Origin of the sequence: Tepidimonas alkaliphilus (assembly GCF_007556595.1) — a bacterium.
Taxonomy (GTDB): Bacteria; Pseudomonadota; Gammaproteobacteria; order Burkholderiales; family Burkholderiaceae_C; genus Tepidimonas; species Tepidimonas alkaliphila.
Genome location: NZ_VJNB01000003.1, coordinates 137,081 through 157,330 on the forward strand (window position 1 = coordinate 137,081; position 20,250 = coordinate 157,330).

The window sequence follows — 20,250 nt, forward strand, 5'->3', positions numbered from 1 at the left end:
CCAGCTTGGGGTTGGCGCGCAGTGCCCGATCGGGCGCTTTGCGGGTATCATTCAGGCTAACCGATCCAAGACCGCCGACCGGCAACGTTCGGCGGTTTGCTTTTGTGCTGCAAGGACGCAAACCCTCATGCCCACCATCCCGTTGACCAAGCGCGGTGCCGAAAAGCTCAAGGAGGAACTGCACCGCCTCAAGACCGTGGAACGCCCGGCGGTCATCCAAGCCATTGCCGAAGCGCGCGCGCAAGGCGACTTGAGCGAAAACGCCGAATACGATGCCGCCAAAGATCGGCAAGGCTTCATCGAAGGGCGGATCAAAGAAATTGAAAGCAAGCTGGCCGCTGCCCAGATCATCGACCCGGCGCAGCTCGACGCCGGTGGCAAAGTGGTGTTTGGCGCCACCGTCGAGCTGCAGGACGAGGCCACCGGCGAGACCGTCACCTACCAGATCGTCGGCGAGGACGAGGCCGACCTGAAGCTCGGGCTGATCAACGTCTCCAGCCCCATCGCGCGCGCGCTGATTGGCAAGGAAGAGGGCGACGTTGCCGAGGTGCAGGCGCCCAACGGCGTGCGCCGCTACGAGATCGTGGCGGTGCGCTACGAGTGAGGGCGCAGCCGGTGCGGGCTTTCTGGCAAGCCTGGGCGCAGCGCTGGCCGCTGCTGGTGGCGGCGCTGTGGTGGGGGGCGGTGACGGCGTGGAGCTTCGTCGCCGTGCCGCTGCTGTTTGCGCACTTCAACAACCCGGCGGTGGCCGGCGGCATGGCCGCACGGCTGTTCGAGGTGCAGTCGTGGGTGAGCGTGGCCGCGGCCCTGGCGCTGCTGCTGTGGGGGCGCGCGCAGCGCGGCCGCGGCCAGGCTGGGGACGCCAGCTGGGCGCTGCTGCCGTGGCTGCTGCTCGGGGCGCTCGCCGGCCTGGTGCAGGAGTTCGGCGTCGCGCAGCGCATCCTCACCGCCCGCCAGACCGGCGGCAATCTTGCGCTGTGGCACGGCCTCGGCACGCTGCTGGTGGCGCTGCAGTGGCTGTGCGCGTTGCGCAGCCTGTGGTGGCTGGCGGGGCGGGGGCGGTAGCGCCAGCGTCATCGGCCGCTCAGTGGCGTCGTGCTCGAACCGCTGGCCTCGATCGTTCGTCCAGTCGGCAGCAGCATGTATGTGCAAATTTTGCACATACTGCCTCACGTTCCAGCTCATCCTCGGCGAAGACGTTACGGATGTGTTTGGTGATGACCGAGCGCTCCCGGCCGAAAAGGAGGGCCATCTGCTCCTGCGTAAGCCAGACCGACTCCCGGTCGAGCCGTACCTCCACGCGGGCTTCGCCGGCGTCGTAGGTGACGATGTCGGAGGAAGCGGTCATGTCAGCCTATTGAAGGCGGAGGAGCTGCGGGAAGGCCGTCCGCCATGGCGCCGATGCTGGCGCAAGACGATCGGGCCCGCTCCGCCGCCTCGACCGTATTCAGCAGCAGCATCGCGATCGTCATCGGCCCCACGCCGCCGGGCACCGGGGTGATCCAGCCGGCCACCTCGCGCACGGCGTCGAAGTCCACGTCGCCGCACAGCTTGCCGTCGGGCAGGCGATTGATGCCGACGTCGAGCACCACGGCGCCAGGCTTGACCATGTCAGCGCCGATCATGCGCGGCTTGCCGACCGCCGCCACCAGGATGTCGGCTTGGCGCGTATGGCGGGCCAGATCCGCGGTGCCGCTGTGGCAGATCGTCACGGTGGCGCCGGCCTGCAGCAGCAGCAGCGCCATCGGCTTGCCAACGATGTTGCTGCGGCCCACCACCACGGCGTGCTGGCCGCGCAGGTCGGTGCGGCCGAGGTGCTCCAGCATCTTCATGCAGCCCAACGGGGTGCATGGCCGCAGCGCCGGTTGGCCGACCAGCAGCGCGCCGGCGTTGGCGACGTGAAAGCCGTCCACGTCCTTTTGCGGCGCGATCGCTTCGATGACGCGCTGGGCGTTGAGGTGCGCCGGCAGCGGCAACTGCACCAGGATGCCGTGGATGGCGGGGTCGGCGTTGAGCGCGGCGATGCGCGCCAGCAGCGCATCCTCACCAAGGCTGGCGGGATAGGTCTCCAGCACCGAATGGATGCCGGTTTCGCCGCAAGCTTTGACCTTGTTGCGGACATACACCTGGCTGGCGGGGTTGTCCCCGACCAGGATCACGGCCAAGCCGGGCCGGTGGCCGCGCTGGGCTAGCGCCGCGGCGCGTTCAGCTACGCGTTGGCGCCAGTGGCGCGCCAGCGCCGCGCCGTCGATCAATTGGGCGGTCATAACAAAAAGCGAGTGAAAAACGTTCAGAATTTGGACGGCGGGATTGGCGCCAATGCGATTTTGAGCAAATCGGCTACGGTGTTGGCGCCCAGCTTTTCCATGATGTTGGCGCGGTGCGCCTCCACCGTTTTGATGCTGATGCCCAGATCATCGGCGATTTGTTTGTTGAGCCGCCCGGCGACGATGCGTTCCAGCACCTGAGATTCACGCGCGGTTAATTTGGCCAACAGGGCCTCGCGGGTGGCGGCCTGCTGATGCACCGCAAAGGCTTCTTGGGCCAGAGTCAGCATGCGCTCGACCAGCGCCAGCAATTGCGCTTCATCGAATGGCTTTTGAATGAAGTCCACCGCGCCTTTTTTCATCGACTCGACGGCCATCGGCACATCGCCGTGGCCGGTGATGAAGCAAATCGGCAGCGGCGAGTGACGCTCGCGCAAGCGATCTTGCAGCTCCATGCCGCTCATGCCGCCCATGCGAATGTCGGCGATCAGGCACGCGACTTCACGCGGGTCGTAACGCGCCAAAAAGGCTTCGGCGGATTCAAAGCAGCGCACCCGGTAGTCCTTGCCTTCAAGCAGCCATTGCAGCGAGTCGCGCACAGCCTCATCGTCATCGACGACATAGACGGTTCCGCGTTTGGCGTTGGGGTTCATGGTCATCCTGGGATGGGGTCAGCAGAAGCTTCAGCGCCGTTTGGGCTGGGGCGATCCGCGGCGGCGCGCGCCGCGGGCAGCCAAACCGTAAATTCGCAGCCGCTGATCTGCGCGCCATTGTAGAGGTTGCGCGCCGACAGCCGGCCATGGTGGGATTCAACGATGGAGCGGCACAGCTTCAGGCCAATGCCCATGCCTTGGGCTTTGGTGCTGTAAAACGCGTCGTAGATGCGTTCCAGATGCTCAGGGGGGATGCCGCAGCCGTTGTCGCGCACGACGAATTCGACGCCGTCGCGTCCCTCCACGCGCCGCGGCGTCACGGTGAGCTCAACGAGGCGCTGGCCGGGCGGGCGTCCGGCGCACTGGATCGATTCGCCGGCGTTTTTGAGCAAATTGATCAAAACTTGCTCGATCAAAATCGGATCGACCATCAGCGGCGGCAGCCGTTCTGCCTGATAAACGTTAAGGCGCACCAAATGGCGGCGCAGCTCAATGTCGGCGAGCTCCGTCGCATTGGCCACCATTTGGCTGACATCCGACAGCGTCGGGTGCGGCTCGCTTTTTTTGACGAAGGCCCGGATGCGCTGGATGATGGAGCCGGCGCGTTGCGCCTGGCGGGCGGTTTTTTCCAGCGCTCCCAGCAGCTCGTCGGCTTCGATGCGCCCTTGGCGCAGCCGGCTGATCATGCCGCTGGCGTAGTTGCTGATGGCGGTCAGCGGCTGGTTGAGTTCGTGCGCGACGCTGGAGGCCATCTCGCCCATCGTGATCAGGCGGCTGGCGGTGGCGGCGCGCTCGGCTTGCAGCTTGGCCTGCTCCTCGGCCTGGCGGCGCGCGGTGATGTCGGTGGCGATCAGCATTTGCACCAGCCGCCCGTCCACCCACGTCAGGTAGCGCGTGCGCAGCTCCAGCCACTTGCCGAGCTCCGGCACATGGATCTGCGCGTGCTCGGCGATGGCCTCCACCAGCGCGTCGGCTGGCAGCCCCATCAGGTGATCGACATGATCCTGCACCTCTTGCGCGGGCAGCACTGGCACCGCGGCGCACAGCTCCAGCAGCCGCTCATGGCCGGCTAAGCCGTCGCCAAACCAGTTGCGATACATGCGGTTGGCAAACAGCAGCTCCTGGCTGTGCAGCGGCGCCACCGAAATGGCCTCATCCAGGCTGTCCAGCACCGTGACGAAACGGTGGTAGGAGGCGGCCAATTCTTCGCGGATGCGGCGCGGTTCGGTGATGTCGGTCATCGACGACATCCACCCCGTTTGCCGCCCCTGCGCGTCGATGAGCGGCGAAACATACATGCGCGCGTAGAAGATGCTGCCGTTTTTGCGCTTGACCGGCGCTTCAAAGCCGCCTGGGGGGTGGCGGCCAGTGATTTCGTCCTGCAGCCGCGCCATCAGGTAGTCGTAATCGGCTTCGGGCCAGAAAGGAAACGGGGCGCTGGTGCCGATCAGCTCTTCGGCGCTCCAGCCGGTCATGTCGCAAAAGGCGCGGTTGACGTAAGTGATGCGACCCTGCAGGTCCAACACGCGCATGCCGGTGAGCATGGAGTTTTCCATGGCGCGCCGGAAATTGGTTTCAGCCAGCAAGGCGCGCTGCGCTTGCAGCCGCCGCCGCGTGTGGCGCATGTTGGCCAGCAGCATCCACAGCGTGGCCGCGCTCATGGCGCCCACCAGCCAGAACAACGCCTCGGCGGTGCGGTCGCGTTGCGCGCGCAGGCCCTCCACCCGCACCAGCACGCTGGCGCCCACGGGCGACAAGCTCAGCGCATGGCTTTGCGGTCGGGCGGCCCAAGGCAGACGGCTTAAGGGACTGCGCGGACCTGGGGTCAACGCCTCGCCGGCCAAAACGGCGCCGCTTTCATCGATCAGCGTGACCGCGTAGCGCGCCAGCACCTCCGGCGGCACGCCGTAGCGCAGCAGGTTTTCCAGCGACAGCTCGGCCACCACCGCCCCGCCAAAGCGGCGTTGATGTTCAAACGGCACCCACAACAGTAGGCTCCAGCTGCCATCGCCTTGGCGCAGCGGGCGGGAATACACCGGCTGGTGCAGGTCGCGCGCCAGCTCCCACGCGCCCTGCGCGAAGTCGGCGGGCAGCCGCTGGCCGTGGCGCCACGCGGCAGAGGGCTGCGCCGCCGGCGAAGTAAAGCCGCTGACCACCTCACGAAACGGGTTGACCCAGTGCAACGCCATCAGCTCGGAGTGCTGCAAGACAAGGTTTTCAGCCTGCGCCACAAACGTGGCTTCGTCGAGCGCATGGTTGGCCAGATCGCGCGCCAGGCGCATGACTTGCTCTTGACGCTCCAGCAAGCGCAAGCGCAGGCGTTGCTGGGCGTATTCGGTGTCGCGCACCACGGTTTCACGCTCGCGCGCTTGGTCTTCACGGGTGAAATAAACCAGCGCGGTCAGGATGGCCGTCAAAAACAGCAACACCGACACCAGCGGCCCCAGCATGGCCAGCAAATCTTGCCGGTGGGGAGGCAGGCGCGCCCACCAGCGCCGCCAGGTTTGCAGCGGCCACCGGGGCGACAACGTCAGACGAGCCAGGGCCGGAATCACGAGCCTGGAGTTTAGGGCAAACCCGGAGCTTGGTGCGCGGCCTATTTTTCGTATAGAGAAAAACTAGATCGTAGTTTGAAAGAGTGTTTTTTTGTGCGACACTCCCACCTGCAGACCGTGGCCTGCGCTTCGCAGGTCCCAGCCCCCAAGCCGTTCAACGCCCTAGAGGAGACACCGCCATGTCCGACACCCCGCCGCTGCAATCCCCGCTGATCGCCCCGGACGCCGACCCGCAGGAGACGCGCGAGTGGCTCGATGCGCTGGACGCCGTCATCGAGCGCGCCGGGCCCGAGCGCGCGCACTTCCTGCTGGAGCAGCTGCTGGAGGAGGCGCGCGAGCACAGCATCGACCTGCCGTTCTCGGCCACCACCGGCTACGTCAACACCATCGAGCCGGACGAGGAGGAACACAGCCCCGGCAACCTGGAGCTGGAGGGCCGCCTGCGCGCCTACATGCGCTGGAACGCGATGGCGATGGTCGTCAAGGCCAACCGGCTGGAGTCGCCCGATGGCAGCGAGCTGGGCGGGCACATCAGCTCGTTTCAGTCGTTGGCGCACCTGCTGGCTTGCGGCTTCAACCATTTCTGGCACGCCGACGACACCGACCAGGGCGGCACGCACGGCGGCGACCTGATCTACATCCAGGGCCACAGCGCGCCGGGCATCTACGCGCGCGCGTTCCTGGAGGGGCGCATCACCGAGGAGCAGCTGCTCAACTTCCGTCAGGAGGTGGAGGGCAAGGGGCTGTCCAGCTACCCGCACCCCAAGCTGATGCCGGAGTTTTGGCAGTTTCCGACCGTCAGCATGGGCCTGGGGCCGATCATGGGCATCTACCAGGCGCGCTTCCTCAAGTACCTGCACGCGCGCGGCATCGCCGACACCAGCCGGCGCAAGGTCTGGGTGTTCTGCGGCGACGGCGAGATGGATGAGCCGGAGAGCATGGGCGCCATTGGACTGGCCGCGCGCGAGGGGCTGGACAACCTGATCTTCGTCGTCAACTGCAACCTGCAGCGCCTCGACGGCCCGGTGCGCGGCAACGGCAAGATCATCCAGGAGCTGGAGGGCGACTTCCGCGGCGCCGGCTGGAACGTCATCAAGCTGCTGTGGGGCAGCAACTGGGATCCGCTGCTGGCGCGCGACAAGGACGGCGTGCTGCGCCGCATCATGATGGAGACGCTCGATGGCGACTACCAGGCGTTCAAGGCTAACGACGGCGCCTACGTGCGCAAGCACTTCTTCGGCCGCCACCCGAAGGCGCTGGAGCTGGTGGCCAAGATGAGCGACGAGGACATCTGGGCGCTGCGCCGCGGCGGCCACGACGCCAACAAGGTCTATGCAGCGTTTCACCGCGCCTACCACCACAAGGGCCAGCCGACGGTGATCCTGGTCAAGACGGTCAAGGGCTACGGCATGGGCCGCGCGGGTGAGGGCAAGAACACCGCGCACCAGACCAAGAAGCTCACCGACGAGGATATCCGCTACTTCCGCGACCGCTTCAACATCCCGATTCCCGACAGCGAGCTGCCGAAGATTCCGTTTTACAAGCCGGCGGACGACACGCCGGAAATGAAATACCTGCACGAGCGGCGCAAGGCGCTGGGCGGCTACCTGCCCAAGCGGCGCACCAAGAGCGACGAGCAGTTCACCGTGCCGTCGCTGCAGACCTTCCAGGCGCTGCTGGAGCCCACGCCCGCCGGGCGCGAGATCAGCACCACGCAGGCGTATGTGCGGTTCCTCACGCAGCTGCTGCGCGACAAGGCGCTGGGCCCGCGCGTGGTGCCGATCCTGGTGGATGAGGCGCGCACCTTCGGTATGGAGGGGCTGTTTCGCCAGATCGGCATCTACAACCCCAAGGGCCAGCTCTACACGCCGGTGGACAAAGATCAGGTGATGTATTACCGGGAAGACAAAGCCGGCCAGATCCTGCAGGAGGGCATCAACGAGGCGGGTGGCATGAGCTCGTGGATCGCCGCGGCGACGTCGTATTCGACGAACAACCGCATCATGATCCCGTTTTTCATCTACTACTCGATGTTTGGCTTCCAGCGCTTCGGCGACCTGGCCTGGGCCGCCGGCGACATGCAGGCGCGCGGCTTCCTGCTCGGCGGCACCTCGGGGCGCACCACGCTCAATGGCGAGGGTCTGCAGCACCAGGACGGCCACAGCCACATGTTCGCCGCCGCCATCCCCAACTGCGTCAGCTACGACCCGACGTTTGCGCACGAGGTGGCGGTCATCCTGCACCATGGCTTGAAGCGCATGGTGGAAAAGCAGGACAACGTGTTCTTCTACGTCACGCTGCTGAACGAGAACTACGCCCACCCGGGGCTCAAGCCCGGCACCGAGGAGCAGATCATCCGCGGCATGTACCGGCTGCTGGAGGGCCCCGAGCTGCCGCTGCGCGTGCAGCTGCTGGGCAGCGGGGCGATTCTGCGCGAGGCCATCGAGGCGCAGACGCTGCTGGCGCGCGACTGGGGCGTGGCCGCCGACGTCTGGAGCTGCCCGAGCTTCACCGAGCTGGCGCGCGAGGGGCAGGACTGCGAGCGCTGGAACCTGCTGCACCCGACCGCCGAGCCGCGCGTGCCGTTTGTGGCACAACAATTGGCCGCGCACCCGGGGCCGGTGGTGGCCTCCACCGACTACGTCAAAGCCTACGCCGAGCAGATCCGGCCGTTCCTGCCGAAGGGCCGCACCTACAAGGTGCTGGGCACCGACGGTTTTGGTCGCAGCGACTTCCGCTGGCGGCTGCGGCGCCACTTTGAGGTGGATCGGCACTACATCACGGTGGCGGCGCTCAAGGGGCTGGCGGAGGAGGGCGCCGTGCCCGCGAGCCGCGTGGCCGAGGCGATCGCCAAGTACGGCATCGACGCCGACAAGGTCAACCCGCTGTTCGCCTGAGTCCGGCCGAGGAGACACGACATGGCAGTGGTCGAGATCAAGGTGCCGGACATCGGCGACTTTAAGGACGTGGCGGTGATCGAGCTGCTGGTGCAGCCGGGGGACCGGGTGCAGGCGGAGCAGTCGCTGATCACGGTGGAAAGCGACAAGGCGTCGATGGAGATTCCGTCGAGCCACGCGGGGGTGGTGCGGGAGCTCAAGGTCAAGCTCGGCGACAAGGTGTCGGAGGGCTCGGTGATCGCGCTGCTGGATGTGGCGGAGGACGAGGCCGCCGCCGCGCCGGCCAGCCCGGCGCAAGCCCCGGCGGTGGCTCCAGCGGTGGCTCCAGCGGTGGCTCCGGCGGTGGCTCCGGCGGTGGGGGCGCCCGTGGCCCCATTGGTCGCGCCCGCGGCGACGCCCGCCGCGCCGGCGCCGGTCGAGCCGCACGAGCCGCACGAGCCGCACGAGCCGACGCGCGCCCCGGTGGGGCTGCCGCACGCGTCGCCGGCGGTGCGCAAGTTTGCGCGCGAGCTGGGTGTGCCGCTGGCGGAGGTGCGAGGCAGCGGACCGAAGGGCCGCATCACGATCGAGGACGTGCAGGCGTTCACGCGCGCGGTGATGCGCGGCGAGCAGCAGACCGAGGCGCAGAAAGCGCGCGCCCCGGCCCCGGCCACCGGCGGGGACGGCGCGGCGCTGGGGCTGCTGCCGTGGCCGAAGGTGGACTTTGCCAGGTTCGGCCCGATCGAGCGCCAGGAGCTGCCGCGCATCAAGCGCATCAGCGGCGCCAACCTGACGCGCAACGCGGTGATGATCCCGGCGGTGACCAACCACGACGACGCCGACGTCACCGAGCTGGAGGCGTTTCGCCAGCAGCTCAACAAGGAGCACGAGCGTGATGGTGTCAAGGTCACGATGCTGGCCTTCCTGATCAAGGCGTGCGTGGCGGCGCTGCAGAAGTTTCCGGAATTCAACAGCTCGCTGGACGTGGAAGGCGGCGGCGAGGCGCTGATCCTGAAGCGCTACTGGCACATCGGCTTTGCCGCCGATACGCCCAACGGTCTGGTGGTGCCGGTGATTCGGGACGCCGACCGCAAGGGCGTGCTGCAGATCGCGCGCGAGACCGCCGAGCTGGCCAGGAAGGCGCGCGACGGCAAGCTCAGCCCCGCCGACATGAGCGGGGCGACCTTCACCATCTCCAGCCTCGGCGGCATCGGCGGACGCTACTTCACGCCGATCATCAACGCGCCCGAGGTGGCGATCCTGGGCGTGTGCAAGGCGCGCTGGGAGCCGGTGTGGGACGGCAAGGCGTTCGTGCCGCGGCTGATGCTGCCGCTGTCGCTGACGTGGGACCACCGCGTGATCGACGGCGCGGCCGCCGCCCGCTTCAACGCCTACCTCGGCCAGCTGCTGGCGGACTTCCGCCGCATCCTGCTGTGAAAGGGCCGCGCGCATGGCAACGATCGAACTGAAGGTGCCCGACATCGGCGACTTCAAGGACGTGGCGGTGATCGAGCTGCTGGTGCAGCCGGGGGATCGGGTGCAGGCGGAGCAGTCGCTGATCACGGTGGAGAGCGACAAGGCGTCGATGGAGATCCCGTCGAGCCACGCGGGCGTCATCCGGGAGCTCAAGGTCAAGCTTGGCGACAAGGTGTCGGAAGGCTCGGTGATCGCGCTGCTGGAGGTGGCCGAGGACGCGGCCGCCGCCGCGCCGGCCAGCCCGGTGCCAGCCCCGGCGGCCACGCCGCCCGTCGAGGGTACGCAGGCCCCGACGGTGCCAGCGGCGGGCGGTCACGGCAGTGCGGCAGCCGCCCCAGCCCCAGCCCCCGCCGCCGCGTGGCGCGGCGCGGTGGATCACGAGTGCGACGTGGTGGTGCTGGGCGGCGGGCCGGGCGGCTATTCGGCGGCCTTCCGCGCCGCCGACCTGGGCCTCAAGGTCGTGCTGGTGGAGCGCTACGGCACGCTGGGCGGGGTGTGCCTCAACGTCGGCTGCATCCCGAGCAAGGCGCTGCTGCACGTGGCGGCGGTGATCGACGAGGCACGCCACCTGGCCGACATCGGCGTGACGTTCGGTGCGCCGCAGATCGACGTGGAGCGGCTGCGCGCGCACAAGCAAGCCGTCATCGGCAAGCTGACCGCGGGCCTGGCGTCCATGGCCAAGATGCGCAAGGTCACCGTGCTGCGCGGGGTGGGGCGGCTCGTCGGGCCGCACCACCTGGCGGTGGAGGAGACCACCGGCCTTGGAAAGGAGCGCACCGGGCGCCAGCAGGTGGTGGCGTTCCGGCGCGCCATCCTGGCCGCCGGCTCGCAGCCGGTGCGGCTGCCGTTCCTGCCGCAGGACGAGCGCATCGTGGATTCCACCGGCGCGCTGGAGCTGGCGCGCGTGCCGCAGCGCATGCTGGTGATCGGCGGCGGCATCATCGGGCTGGAGATGGCCACCGTCTATTCGACGCTCGGGGCGCGGCTGGAGGTGGTCGAGATGGCCGACGGCTTGATGCCCGGCGCCGACCGCGACCTCGTCAAGGTCTGGCAGAAGGTCAACGCGCACCGCTTCGACGCCATCCGGCTGCGCACGCGCACGGTGGCTGCGGAGGCGACCGCCGACGGCATCCGCGTGACGTTCGAGGGCGCCGACGGCGCGCGGGGTGAGGGCGTGTATGACCTCGTGCTGCAGGCGGTGGGGCGGGTGCCGAATGGCCGCTCGATCGGTGCCGAGGCCGCAGGTCTGCCGGTCGATGAGCGCGGCTTCATCCGCGTGGATCGGCAGATGCGCACCGCGGTGCCGCACCTGTTCGCGATCGGCGATCTGGTCGGCCAGCCGATGCTGGCGCACAAGGCGGTGCACGAAGGGCACGTCGCGGCCGAGGTCTGCGCCGGCGAGCTGCTCGGCGACGAGAAGCTGGCGCGCGCGGCGTTCGACGCCCGCGTGATCCCGAGCGTGGCCTACACCGACCCCGAGATCGCCTGGGTGGGGCTGACCGAGGAGCAGGCTCGCGCGCAGGGCATCGCCGTGCACAAGGGGCTGTTCCCGTGGTCGGCCTCGGGCCGCGCGATCGCCAACCGGCGCGACGAGGGCTTCACCAAGCTGCTGTTCGAGGAGGCCAGCGGGCGCATCGTCGGCGGCGGCATCGTCGGCGTGCACGCCGGCGACATGATCGGCGAGGTGGCGCTGGCCATCGAGATGGGGGCCGACGCGGTGGACATCGGCCGCACCATCCATCCGCACCCGACGCTGGGCGAGACGATCGGGCTGGCGGCGGAGGCCGCGCACGGCAGCTGCACCGACCTGCCGCCGCCGCGGCGCTGACGGGATGCGCGCCAGCCTCCGGTGTGGGCCGGCGCGCATCCGGGCATCGTGGCATGCCGATGAAGCGACGTTGACGCGCGTCAAGGTCGGCCTGCGGGGTTTCCCTAGGATGGTGCACGAGGGCCGTCGGCGGCCCCGTGCATCCAACCCGGAGGACCCCATCATGAGCAAGGCTTGGCAGACGGCGCTGCGCCGCACGATCGCGGCGCTGGGCATCGGCATCGCGGCGTGGGGCGCGCAGGCCCAATCGACCAATCCGCTGGTGGTCGGCGAGGTCATCGCGCGCGACCGCTGCGCGGTCTGCCACGGCCCCTGCGGGCAGAGCGTGGCGCCGAACTTTCCGCGCCTGGCGGGCCAGAACGCGCAGTATCTGGCGCAGCAGCTGCACGCGTTCGCGCGCGGCGAGCGCAAGGACATCGCGATGAGCGAGAAGGTCAAGGGCCTGAGCGCCAGCGACATCGAGGCGGTGGCCGAATACTACGCGCGCCAGAAGCCGGGCCACACCCCCAGCGGCGACGAGCTGCTGCTGGCCGTTGGCCGCTACGTGTATGAGCGCGGCAACCGCCACACCGGCCTGCCGCCGTGCGCCACCTGCCACGGGCCGGGGGCCGCCGGCACCACCGAGCTGCCGCGGCTGGCCGGGCAGCACCCGCAGTACATTATCCGCCAGGTGCAAGCGTTCAAGGAGCGCAGCGGCAACCGCGACTCCGCGATCATGAGGGTGATGGCGCACCGCCTCAACGACCTGGAATTGGAGGCCGTGGCGGCGTATCTTGGCAACCTGAAGTAAAGGCGGGCGGTTGCGCTGGCCCGATTCGTGGATATGGGGCCACGCGCATCGCCCGGCGGGCGCTTGGCATCAGCGAGCGCGCCCAGACTGCTGGCTACCCGCGCGCCAGCGGTCACGCCTCGGTCGTGTCCGAGACGATGCCGCCCATGACTTGGCTGAACCCCCCATCCACGTAAATGACTTCGGCGCTGATGCCAGCGGCCAGGTCGCTGAGCAAAAACGCCGCCGTATGGCCGACGTCGTCGATGGTGACGTTGCGCCGGATCGGGGCGTGCTGCTCCACCACGCTGAGGATTTTGCTGAAGCCCTTGATGCCGCTGGCGGCCAGCGTCTTGATCGGCCCCGCTGAGATGGCGTTGACGCGCCAACCCCGCCGCCGGCTGCCGAGCGACTCAGCCAGGTAGCGCACGCTGGCCTCCAGGCTGGCCTTGGCCAGCCCCATCGTGTTGTAGGCCGGCACCATGCGCACGCTGCCGAGGTAGGTCAGCGTCAGCAGCGCGGCATGGTCGTTCAAATAAGGCAGCGCTGCTTTGGCCATGGCCGGGAAGCTGTAGGCGCTGATTTCGTGCGCGGTGCGGTAAGCGTCGCGCGACAAGCCATCGAGGAAATCTCCGGCGATGGCCTCGCGCGGCGCGTAGCCGATGCTGTGCACGAAGCCGTCGAACGTGGGCCAGTGCGCCGACAGTTCCTTGAACAGGCGCTCGATGTTGGCGTCGTCCGAGACGTCGCACTCGAACACGAGGCTGGAGCCGAACTCGGCGGCGAACTCGGTGATGCGATCCTTGAAGCGCTGCCCGACGTAGCTGAAGGCCAGTTCCGCCCCCTGGGCGCGGCAGGCGCGCGCGATGCCGTAGGCAATCGAGCGATTGGACAAAACCCCGGTGATCAGCAGCCGTTTGCCGGCCAGAAAACCCATGGCTCGTGCTCCTCGTGGTGCGGAAAAAATCCTGCAGAATTGTCGCATGCATGACGGGCCCTGCTTGCTGAGCCTTCGACGCGCTTCCCGTGCCTGGCGCCCTGGAGAGCGCCGCGATGCGTCGCTTCAGGTGACGGCAGCCGCCCTACGCCGACTCAAGGTCGCCCTGGGCTGTGCCACCAGGGGAGGGCTGGCTGTGTTGACCCTCGCGGGGGCCAGTTGGGCCTGGGCCGCGCACGGCTACGCGCTGTGGGGGCGCCTGAAGTACCCGCCGGGCTTTGCGCACTTCGACTACGTCAACCCGGATGCGCCCAAGGGCGGCGAGCTGCGGCTGGTCAGCAACCTGCGCACTTCGACTTTTGACAAATACAACCCGTTCACGCTGCGCGGCAGCGCGCCGGCTTACCTGTCGGACTTGCTGTTTGACAGCCTGCTGGTTGGCGCGGCCGACGAGGTCGGCGCCGCCTACGGCCTGCTGGCGGAGGACGTGCAGGTGGCGCCGGATCGCCTGAGCGCCACCTTCCGCCTGCGGCGCGAGGCGCGCTTCCACCACGGCAAGCCGGTGCTGGCGGAGGACGTGCGCCACACCTTCGAGACGCTGCTCGGCCCGCACACCTCGCCGGTGTACAAGACGATCCTGGCCGACCTGGACGGCGTGGACGTGCTGGATGCGCGTACGGTGCGCTTTCGCTTCAAGCGCCCCAACCGCGAGCTGCCGCTGACGGTGGGCGGCATCCCGATCTTCAGCCGTGACTGGGGCGTGGATCAGGCCACCGGGCGGCGCAAGCCGTTCAACGAGGTGGTGATGGAGGCGCCGATCGGCAGCGGGCCGTACCGTATCGGGCCGGTCAAGTTCGGCAAGGACATCACCTACGTGCGCGATCCCGACTACTGGGCGCGCGACTTGCCGGTGCGGCGCGGCACGTTCAACTTCGACCGCATCACCGTCAAGATCTACAAGGACAACACCGCGCGGCTGGAGGCGCTCAAGGCCGGCGAGTTCGACCTGATGCGCTTCTTTTCCGCCGGCGACTGGGCGCGGCGTGTCAAGGGGCGGCGCTTCGACACGGGCGAGCTGGTCAAGGCCGAGTTCCGCCACCGGCTGCCGACGGGCTTTCAGAGCTACGTGCTCAATACGCGCCGGCCGCCGCTGGATGACCGGCGCGTGCGCCAGGCGCTGGCGCTGGCGCTGGACTTCGAGTGGATGAACGAGCGGCTGTTCTACGGCAGCTACGAGCGCGTGCGCGGGCTGTTCGGCAACACCGCCTGCGCCGCGCAGGGCGAGCCGGACGCGGCGCAGCGCCGGCTGCTGGAGCCGTGGCGCGCGCAGCTGCCGCCGGAGGTGTTTGGGCCGATGTGGGAGCCGCCGGTGGCCGGCACGCCCGAGCGGCTGCGCGCCAACCTGCGTCAGGCGCAGGCGCTGCTGCGCCAGGCGGGCTGGATCTACCGCGACGGCGCGCTGCGCAACGCCAGGGGGGAGCCGCTGGTGCTGGAGTATCTGGACAGCAACGAGGCCGGCGCGCGCGTCGTCACGCCGTGGGCGCACAACCTGGCCCGGTTGGGCATCGAGCTGCGTTTTCGCACGGTGGATTTTGCGTTGTATCAACAGCGCTTGCGTACCTTCGACTTCGACATCGTCAGCCTCGCGTTCGGCGGCACGCACAGCCCCGGCGCGGAGTATGCCGACCTGTTCGGCAGCGAGGCGGCGCGCACGCCCGATTCCGGCAACTTCACGGGGCTGGCCAACCCGGCGGTGGACGACCTGATCGCGCGCATGGTGCGCGCCGAGCGCGAGGAGGAGTTCCTCGCCGCGTGCCGGGCGCTGGACCGCGTGGTGGCGCACCTGCAGGTGCTGATCCCGCAGTGGTCGGCGCCGACGCACCGCATGGCCTACAACGCCTGGCGGCTGGCGCATCCGCCGCAGATGCCGCCGTATGCCAGCGGCGAGGGCTGGGCGATCGAGACCTGGTGGGCGCGCCAGCCGCCGGGGCCGGCCCGTTGAGCAAGGGGATACGCCGATGTGGGCCTACATCCTCAAGCGCCTGCTGCTGATGGCGCCGACGCTGCTGGGCGTGCTGCTGGTGACGTTCGTCGTCATCCAGTTCGTGCCGGGCGGGCCGGTGGAGCAGTACCTGGCCGAGGCGCGCGCAGGTCTCGGTCACGGCTCGGAAGGGGCGGGCTTCTACCGCGGCGGGCAGGGCGTCGATCCGAAGCGGCTGGAGGAGATCAAGGCGCTCTACGGCTTCGACAAGCCGGCGCACGAGCGCTTCGGGCAGATGCTGGTGCAGTTCGCGCGCTTCGACCTCGGGCAGAGCTTCTTTCAGAACAAGCCGGTGGCGCAGCTGATCTGGGAGAAGCTGCCGGTGTCGATGAGCCTGGGGCTGTGGACGTTCGTGATCAGCTACGCGGTGGCGGTGCCGCTGGGCATCGCCAAGGCGGTGCGCGCCGGCAGCCGCTTCGACCTCGTGACCTCAATCCTGGTGCTGGTGGCCTACGCGATCCCGGGCTTCGTGCTCGGGGTGGCGCTGCTGGTGATTTTCGGCGGGCAGCTGCAATGGTTTCCGCTGCGCGGGCTGGTCAGCGACCACTGGGCCGAGCTGTCGTGGCCGGCGCGCATCGTCGATTACCTCTGGCACATCACGCTGCCGGTGCTGGCGATGGTGCTGGGCAGCTTTGCCGTCACGACGATGCTGACCAAGAACGCCGTGCTGGAGGAGATCCGCAAGCAGTACGTGCTGGTGGCGCGCGCCAAGGGGCTGCACGAGCGCACGATCCTGTGGAAGCACGTGCTGCGCAACGCGCTGATCCCGATCGTGACCGGCTTTCCGGCGGCGTTCGTCGGCGCGTTCTTCACCGGCAGCCTGCTGATCGAGACGCTGTTCTCGCTCGACGGGCTGGGGCTGCTGAGCTACGAGAGCGTGATCCGGCGCGACTATCCGGTGGTGCTGGGCACCCTCTATCTGTTCACGCTGATCGGGCTGGTGACCAAGCTGATCAGCGACCTGTGCTACGTGTGGGTGGATCCGCGTGTCAAGTTCGACTGAGGCCACGACCGCCACGCTGAGTCCCGCCCGGCGCGCGTGGCGGCGCTTCCGGCGCAACCGGCTGGGTTTTGCGAGCCTGCTGGTGTTCGCGGCGCTGGTGCTGCTGAGCCTGGCGGCGGAGCTGATCTCCAACGACCGGCCGCTGGTGGTGCGCTACGAGGGGCAGTGGTACTGGCCGCTGTGGCGCGACTACCCCGAGATCACGTTCGGCGGCGACTTCGAGACGCCGACCGACTACCTCGACCCCTACGTGCGCCAGCGCCTGACGAGCGCTGGCAACTGGGCGCTGTACCCGCCGAACCCCTACGGCCCCAAGGCGCTGAACTACTGGGCGCCGGGCCCGCACCCGGCGCCGCCCAGCCGCGCCAACCTGCTCGGCACCGACGACCGCGGGCGCGACCTGCTGGCGCAGCTGATCTACGGCTTTCGCTTGAGCGTCCTGTTCGCGCTGGCGCTCACCTTCATCGGCGTCGTGCTGGGGGTGCTGGCCGGCGCGGTGCAGGGCTACTTCGGCGGGCGCATCGACCTGACGCTACAGCGGCTGATCGAGATCTGGTCGTCGATGCCGGAGCTGTACCTGCTGATCATCTTCAGCGCGATCTTCGCGCCCAGCGTGGCGCTGCTGCTGGTGCTGCTGAGCCTCTTTGGCTGGATGGGGCTGGCCGACTACGTGCGTGCGGAGTTCCTGCGCAACCGCCAGCTCGACTACGTGCGCGCGGCGCGGGCCCTGGGGCTGTCGCACGCGGCGATCATCTGGCGCCACATCCTGCCCAACAGCCTGACGCCCGTGGTGACGTTCCTGCCGTTTCGCATGAGCGCGGCGATCCTGGCGCTGACGTCGCTGGACTTCCTCGGGCTGGGGGTGCCGCCGGGCACGCCCAGCCTGGGCGAGCTGCTGGCGCAGGGCAAGGCCAACATCGACGCGTGGTGGATCTCGCTGTCCACCTTCGGCGTGCTGGTGCTGACGCTGACGCTGCTGACCTTCATGGGCGATGCGCTGCGCGACGCGCTCGACCCGCGCAAGCAGGACTGAGGCGATGACGACCACGACGCCCAACGAGCCGACGCCGCTGCTGGATGTGCGCGACCTGCGCGTGGCCTTCGGTGCGCAGGAGGTGGTGCGCGGCGTGTCGCTGCGGGTGCGCGCCGGCGAGAAGGTGGCGCTGGTGGGCGAATCCGGCAGTGGCAAGACCGTGACGGCGCTGTCGCTGCTGCGGCTGCTGCCAGACGCACGGCTGCAGGGCTCGGTGCGGCTGGACGGCGAGGAGCTGCTGACCGCCCCGCAGCGACGGCTGCGCGCGCTGCGCGGCGACGCGGTGGCCTACATCTTCCAGGAGCCGATGACGGCGCTCAACGCGCTCTATCCGGTCGGCGAGCAGATCGCCGAGGTGCTGCGCGCCAAGCGCGGGCTGCCGAAGGGCCAGGCGTGGGCGCAGGCCGAGGCGGCGCTGGCGCAGGTCGGCATCGACGAGCCGGCGCGCCGCGCGCGCCAGTATCCGCATCAGCTGAGCGGCGGGCAGCGCCAGCGCGCGATGATCGCGATGGCGCTGGCCCTGCAGCCGCGCCTGCTGGTGGCCGATGAGCCGACCACCGCGCTGGACGCGAGCCTGCGCGTGCAGGTGCTGGAGCTGCTCGGCGAGCTGCAGCGCCGCCTGGGCCTGGCGGTGCTGCTGATCACGCACGACCTGCCGCTGGTGCGGCGTTTCGCCGACCGCGTGGCCGTGATGCAGGACGGCACGGTGGTGGAGGACGGCACGGTGGCTGAGGTCTTCGCCGCGCCGCGCCACCCCTACACGCAGCGGCTGCTGGCCAGCCGCCCGGTGCGCGACGTGGCCGAGCTGTGCCCGCCGGGGCCGGAGGACGAACCGGTGCTGGCGCTGCACGACGTGCGCGTGACCTATCCGGTGCCGCTGCCGGGGTTGCGCGGGTGGTTCCGGCGCGGCCGCTTCGAGGCGCTGCAGGGCGTGACGGCGACGCTGCGCGCCGGGCGGACGCTGGCGGTGCTGGGGGAATCCGGCAGCGGCAAGACGACGCTGGCGCTGGCGGCGCTCGGCCTGCAGCCGGCGCAGGGCCGCATCGAGGTCGCTGGCCAGCCGTGGCGCGGCGACGCGCGCGACCGCGCGCTGCGGCGCCAGATCCAGGTGGTGTTCCAGGACCCGTTCTCGTCCCTGTCGCCGCGGCTGACGCTGGAGCAGATCGTCGAGGAGGGGCTGCGCGTGCACGCGCCGCAGCTGGATGCAGCCGCGCGGCGGGCGCGCGTGGTGCAGGCGCTGCGCGACGTCGGGCTGCTGCCGCCGCAGGCCGGCCCCGAGGAGCTGGTCGCCTGGCTGCAGCGCTACCCGCACGCGTTTTCCGGCGGGCAGCGCCAGCGCATCGCGCTGGCGCGCGCGCTGATCGTCGAGCCGCGCGTGCTGGTGCTGGACGAGCCGACCAGCGCGCTGGACGTGACCGTGCAGCAGCAGGTGCTGCAGCTGCTGCGGCGGCTGCAGCGCCAGCGCGGCCTGGCGTACCTCCTGATCACCCACGATGTGGCGGTGGTGGCGGCATTGGCACACGAGGTGCTGGTGCTGCAGCGCGGCCAAGTGGTGGAAAGCGGCGTTGCCGAGCAGGTCTTGGCCGCACCGCAACATCCCCTGACCCGTGCGCTGGTGGCTGGCAGCGGCGGGTGGGCGCTGGGCTCAACTGAAGGTTGCGCCAACGCCGGGTCGGTTTGAATGTGATCCAATCTCGCTGTTGTGCCACACCCTCATCGGGCGCAGCCGCCCAAGTTGGCGTTGAACCCAGAGCCTAAAAAGAGGAGACCGCTGCCATGAACCCTGAAACCGTGGCGCCTGAGGCTTCGCAGCCGCAGCCGATCGATGCGCGCGCGCCGCTGCGCTGGCTGGCGCGCGGCTGGCGTGACTACCGCACCAACCCGTTGCCCGGCGTGCTGCACGGCGGCTTGATGGCGTTGTTCGGGCTGATTTTGCTGCTGGCGCTGCGCGACCACTTCTGGCTGCTGGCAGGGGCGTTTTCGGGCTTCTTGCTGATCGCGCCCATTTTGGCCTCGGGCTTGTATGCGGTGAGCTGGCATCAAGAGCAGGGGCAAAAGGCGTGCTGCCAGGAAGTGATGGCGCTGTGGACTTCGGGGGATCGTCGACTGCTGATTTTTGGCGTGTTGCTGGCGCTGGCCGGCACTGGGTGGGTGCTGACCTCGGCGGCGCTGATCACGCTTGGGGCGCCCGTGCCGATCGAGCGGCCCGCGGATTTTGTGCGCCACGTCATGCTGGCGCCGGGTTTAGGTTTGTTTGAAGTGTGGATCTTGCTGGGGGCTTGGCTGGCTGCGCCGGTGTTTGCCTCCAGCGTGATGGCGTTGCCGATGCTGGTGGATACACCCACGCCGCTGTGGCGCGCGGTCGGCGAAAGTTGGCGCGCAGTCGGGGCGCGCCCGGGTGTCATGGCGGCCTGGGCGGTGTGCATTGCCCTGTTGGTGGGGCTGGGCATGGCGCTGGCCATGGTGGGGCTGGTGGTGGTGGTGCCGGTGCTGGCCTACGCCAGCTGGCACGCCTACCGGGACTTTGAGCGCGCTGGGCTGATTGCGCCCGAGCGCGCGCCGAGGGCATGATGGAAGGTTCGCTGTTTGGATTTTCGGAGGCGCAAATCGCGCAGTTTGGCCTCACCTTTGGCGTTGGGGCCTTTATTCTTTACATGCTGTTTATCGTGTTGAATCTGGCGCGGGAATCCAAAGCTGGCAAATTTGGCACGTTCGTGCTCTTTTTGGTGCTGGCGCTGGGCATGCTGGGCTACATCGCCAAAAACGTCATTCAATGGATCATTGGAATCTGAGACGCTCACGGTCAAGCGAA

At 68.8% G+C, this 20,250-nt stretch carries 17 protein-coding genes; 12 read left to right on the top strand and 5 right to left on the bottom strand.

All coding sequences use genetic code 11. From position 1 onward, the window contains the following. Positions 1-127 precede the first annotated feature (127 nt). Positions 128-604 (top strand): transcription elongation factor GreA, encoded by a 477-nt coding sequence (gene greA / locus Talka_RS04295; protein WP_143889881.1) that lies wholly within the window; start codon positions 128-130, stop codon positions 602-604. A gap of 11 nt (positions 605-615) precedes the next feature. Next, entirely contained in the window at positions 616-1,065 is a 450-nt protein-coding gene (locus Talka_RS04300) for a DUF4149 domain-containing protein (protein WP_143889882.1), read from the top strand. A 19-nt stretch (positions 1,066-1,084) separates the two neighbouring features. Here the strand turns inward: Talka_RS04300 and Talka_RS04305 are convergent, their stop codons facing one another. Genes Talka_RS04305 through Talka_RS04320 form a run of 4 tightly spaced genes read right to left on the bottom strand, consistent with a single transcriptional unit; the run spans position 1,085 to position 5,475 of the window. Beyond that, entirely contained in the window at positions 1,085-1,348 is a 264-nt protein-coding gene (locus Talka_RS04305; protein WP_143889883.1) for a virulence RhuM family protein, read from the bottom strand. A gap of 1 nt (position 1,349) precedes the next feature. Then, on the bottom strand, positions 1,350-2,267 hold the full coding sequence (folD, locus tag Talka_RS04310) for a bifunctional methylenetetrahydrofolate dehydrogenase/methenyltetrahydrofolate cyclohydrolase FolD (protein ID WP_143889884.1): 918 nt from the start codon (positions 2,265-2,267) through the stop codon (positions 1,350-1,352). Positions 2,268-2,290: 23 nt separating this feature from the next. After that, entirely contained in the window at positions 2,291-2,920 is a 630-nt protein-coding gene (locus Talka_RS04315; RefSeq protein WP_425472626.1) for a response regulator transcription factor, read from the bottom strand. Between the two features lie 2 nt (positions 2,921-2,922). After that, complete coding sequence (locus tag Talka_RS04320) at positions 2,923-5,475, bottom strand: PAS domain-containing sensor histidine kinase (RefSeq protein WP_246100569.1); 2,553 nt, start codon at positions 5,473-5,475, stop codon at positions 2,923-2,925. Positions 5,476-5,654: 179 nt separating this feature from the next. Between Talka_RS04320 and aceE the strand changes: the two genes are divergently transcribed. The 4 genes from aceE to Talka_RS04340 all read left to right on the top strand — a co-directional run bounded on the left by aceE (position 5,655) and on the right by Talka_RS04340 (position 12,445). Beyond that, entirely contained in the window at positions 5,655-8,372 is a 2,718-nt protein-coding gene (gene aceE / locus Talka_RS04325; protein WP_143889886.1) for a pyruvate dehydrogenase (acetyl-transferring), homodimeric type, read from the top strand. Between the two features lie 21 nt (positions 8,373-8,393). Then, positions 8,394-9,788, top strand: a complete 1,395-nt coding sequence (locus Talka_RS04330) for a dihydrolipoyllysine-residue acetyltransferase (RefSeq protein WP_143889887.1) — start codon at positions 8,394-8,396, stop codon at positions 9,786-9,788. A 13-nt stretch (positions 9,789-9,801) separates the two neighbouring features. Continuing rightward, complete coding sequence (gene lpdA / locus Talka_RS04335; protein WP_143889888.1) at positions 9,802-11,655, top strand: dihydrolipoyl dehydrogenase; 1,854 nt, start codon at positions 9,802-9,804, stop codon at positions 11,653-11,655. Positions 11,656-11,818: 163 nt separating this feature from the next. Further along, a complete protein-coding gene (locus Talka_RS04340; RefSeq protein ID WP_185970058.1) occupies positions 11,819-12,445 on the top strand; it encodes a c-type cytochrome in 627 nt (208 codons plus the stop codon). A gap of 112 nt (positions 12,446-12,557) precedes the next feature. Here the strand turns inward: Talka_RS04340 and fabI are convergent, their stop codons facing one another. Next, on the bottom strand, positions 12,558-13,361 hold the full coding sequence (gene fabI / locus Talka_RS04345; RefSeq protein ID WP_143889890.1) for an enoyl-ACP reductase FabI: 804 nt from the start codon (positions 13,359-13,361) through the stop codon (positions 12,558-12,560). Between the two features lie 46 nt (positions 13,362-13,407). Between fabI and Talka_RS04350 the strand changes: the two genes are divergently transcribed. From Talka_RS04350 to Talka_RS04375, 6 genes are all read left to right on the top strand, one after another. Then, the gene (locus tag Talka_RS04350; protein ID WP_143889891.1) at positions 13,408-15,363 is read left to right on the top strand and encodes an extracellular solute-binding protein; all 1,956 of its coding nucleotides are present in this window, start codon (positions 13,408-13,410) and stop codon (positions 15,361-15,363) included. 16 nt (positions 15,364-15,379) lie between these two features. Beyond that, positions 15,380-16,405, top strand: a complete 1,026-nt coding sequence (locus Talka_RS04355; protein WP_143889892.1) for a microcin C ABC transporter permease YejB — start codon at positions 15,380-15,382, stop codon at positions 16,403-16,405. Next, positions 16,389-17,438: an ABC transporter permease gene (locus Talka_RS04360; RefSeq protein WP_143889893.1), complete on the top strand. Its 1,050-nt coding sequence runs from the start codon at positions 16,389-16,391 to the stop codon at positions 17,436-17,438. The genes Talka_RS04355 and Talka_RS04360 overlap by 17 nt, the downstream gene beginning before the upstream one ends. 4 nt (positions 17,439-17,442) lie before the next feature. Further along, complete coding sequence (locus Talka_RS04365) at positions 17,443-19,119, top strand: ABC transporter ATP-binding protein (protein ID WP_143889894.1); 1,677 nt, start codon at positions 17,443-17,445, stop codon at positions 19,117-19,119. Between the two features lie 95 nt (positions 19,120-19,214). Continuing rightward, positions 19,215-20,009 (top strand): DUF2189 domain-containing protein, encoded by a 795-nt coding sequence (locus tag Talka_RS04370; RefSeq protein WP_143889895.1) that lies wholly within the window; start codon positions 19,215-19,217, stop codon positions 20,007-20,009. Further along, positions 20,009-20,230 (top strand): DUF2788 domain-containing protein, encoded by a 222-nt coding sequence (locus Talka_RS04375; protein ID WP_143889896.1) that lies wholly within the window; start codon positions 20,009-20,011, stop codon positions 20,228-20,230. The genes Talka_RS04370 and Talka_RS04375 overlap by 1 nt, the downstream gene beginning before the upstream one ends. Positions 20,231-20,250 lie beyond the last annotated feature (20 nt).

Coding starts and splice junctions, on each gene's coding strand:
- greA (WP_143889881.1), top strand. CDS start 128: ATGCCCACCATCCCGTTGACCAAGCGCGGTGCCGAAAAGCTCAAGGAG.
- Talka_RS04350 (WP_143889891.1), top strand. CDS start 13,408: ATGCATGACGGGCCCTGCTTGCTGAGCCTTCGACGCGCTTCCCGTGCC.
- Talka_RS04365 (WP_143889894.1), top strand. CDS start 17,443: ATGACGACCACGACGCCCAACGAGCCGACGCCGCTGCTGGATGTGCGC.
- aceE (WP_143889886.1), top strand. CDS start 5,655: ATGTCCGACACCCCGCCGCTGCAATCCCCGCTGATCGCCCCGGACGCC.
- Talka_RS04305 (WP_143889883.1), bottom strand. CDS start 1,348: ATGACCGCTTCCTCCGACATCGTCACCTACGACGCCGGCGAAGCCCGC.
- Talka_RS04355 (WP_143889892.1), top strand. CDS start 15,380: ATGTGGGCCTACATCCTCAAGCGCCTGCTGCTGATGGCGCCGACGCTG.
- lpdA (WP_143889888.1), top strand. CDS start 9,802: ATGGCAACGATCGAACTGAAGGTGCCCGACATCGGCGACTTCAAGGAC.
- folD (WP_143889884.1), bottom strand. CDS start 2,267: ATGACCGCCCAATTGATCGACGGCGCGGCGCTGGCGCGCCACTGGCGC.
- Talka_RS04315 (WP_425472626.1), bottom strand. CDS start 2,920: ATGAACCCCAACGCCAAACGCGGAACCGTCTATGTCGTCGATGACGAT.
- Talka_RS04370 (WP_143889895.1), top strand. CDS start 19,215: ATGAACCCTGAAACCGTGGCGCCTGAGGCTTCGCAGCCGCAGCCGATC.
- fabI (WP_143889890.1), bottom strand. CDS start 13,361: ATGGGTTTTCTGGCCGGCAAACGGCTGCTGATCACCGGGGTTTTGTCC.
- Talka_RS04340 (WP_185970058.1), top strand. CDS start 11,819: ATGAGCAAGGCTTGGCAGACGGCGCTGCGCCGCACGATCGCGGCGCTG.
- Talka_RS04375 (WP_143889896.1), top strand. CDS start 20,009: ATGGAAGGTTCGCTGTTTGGATTTTCGGAGGCGCAAATCGCGCAGTTT.
- Talka_RS04330 (WP_143889887.1), top strand. CDS start 8,394: ATGGCAGTGGTCGAGATCAAGGTGCCGGACATCGGCGACTTTAAGGAC.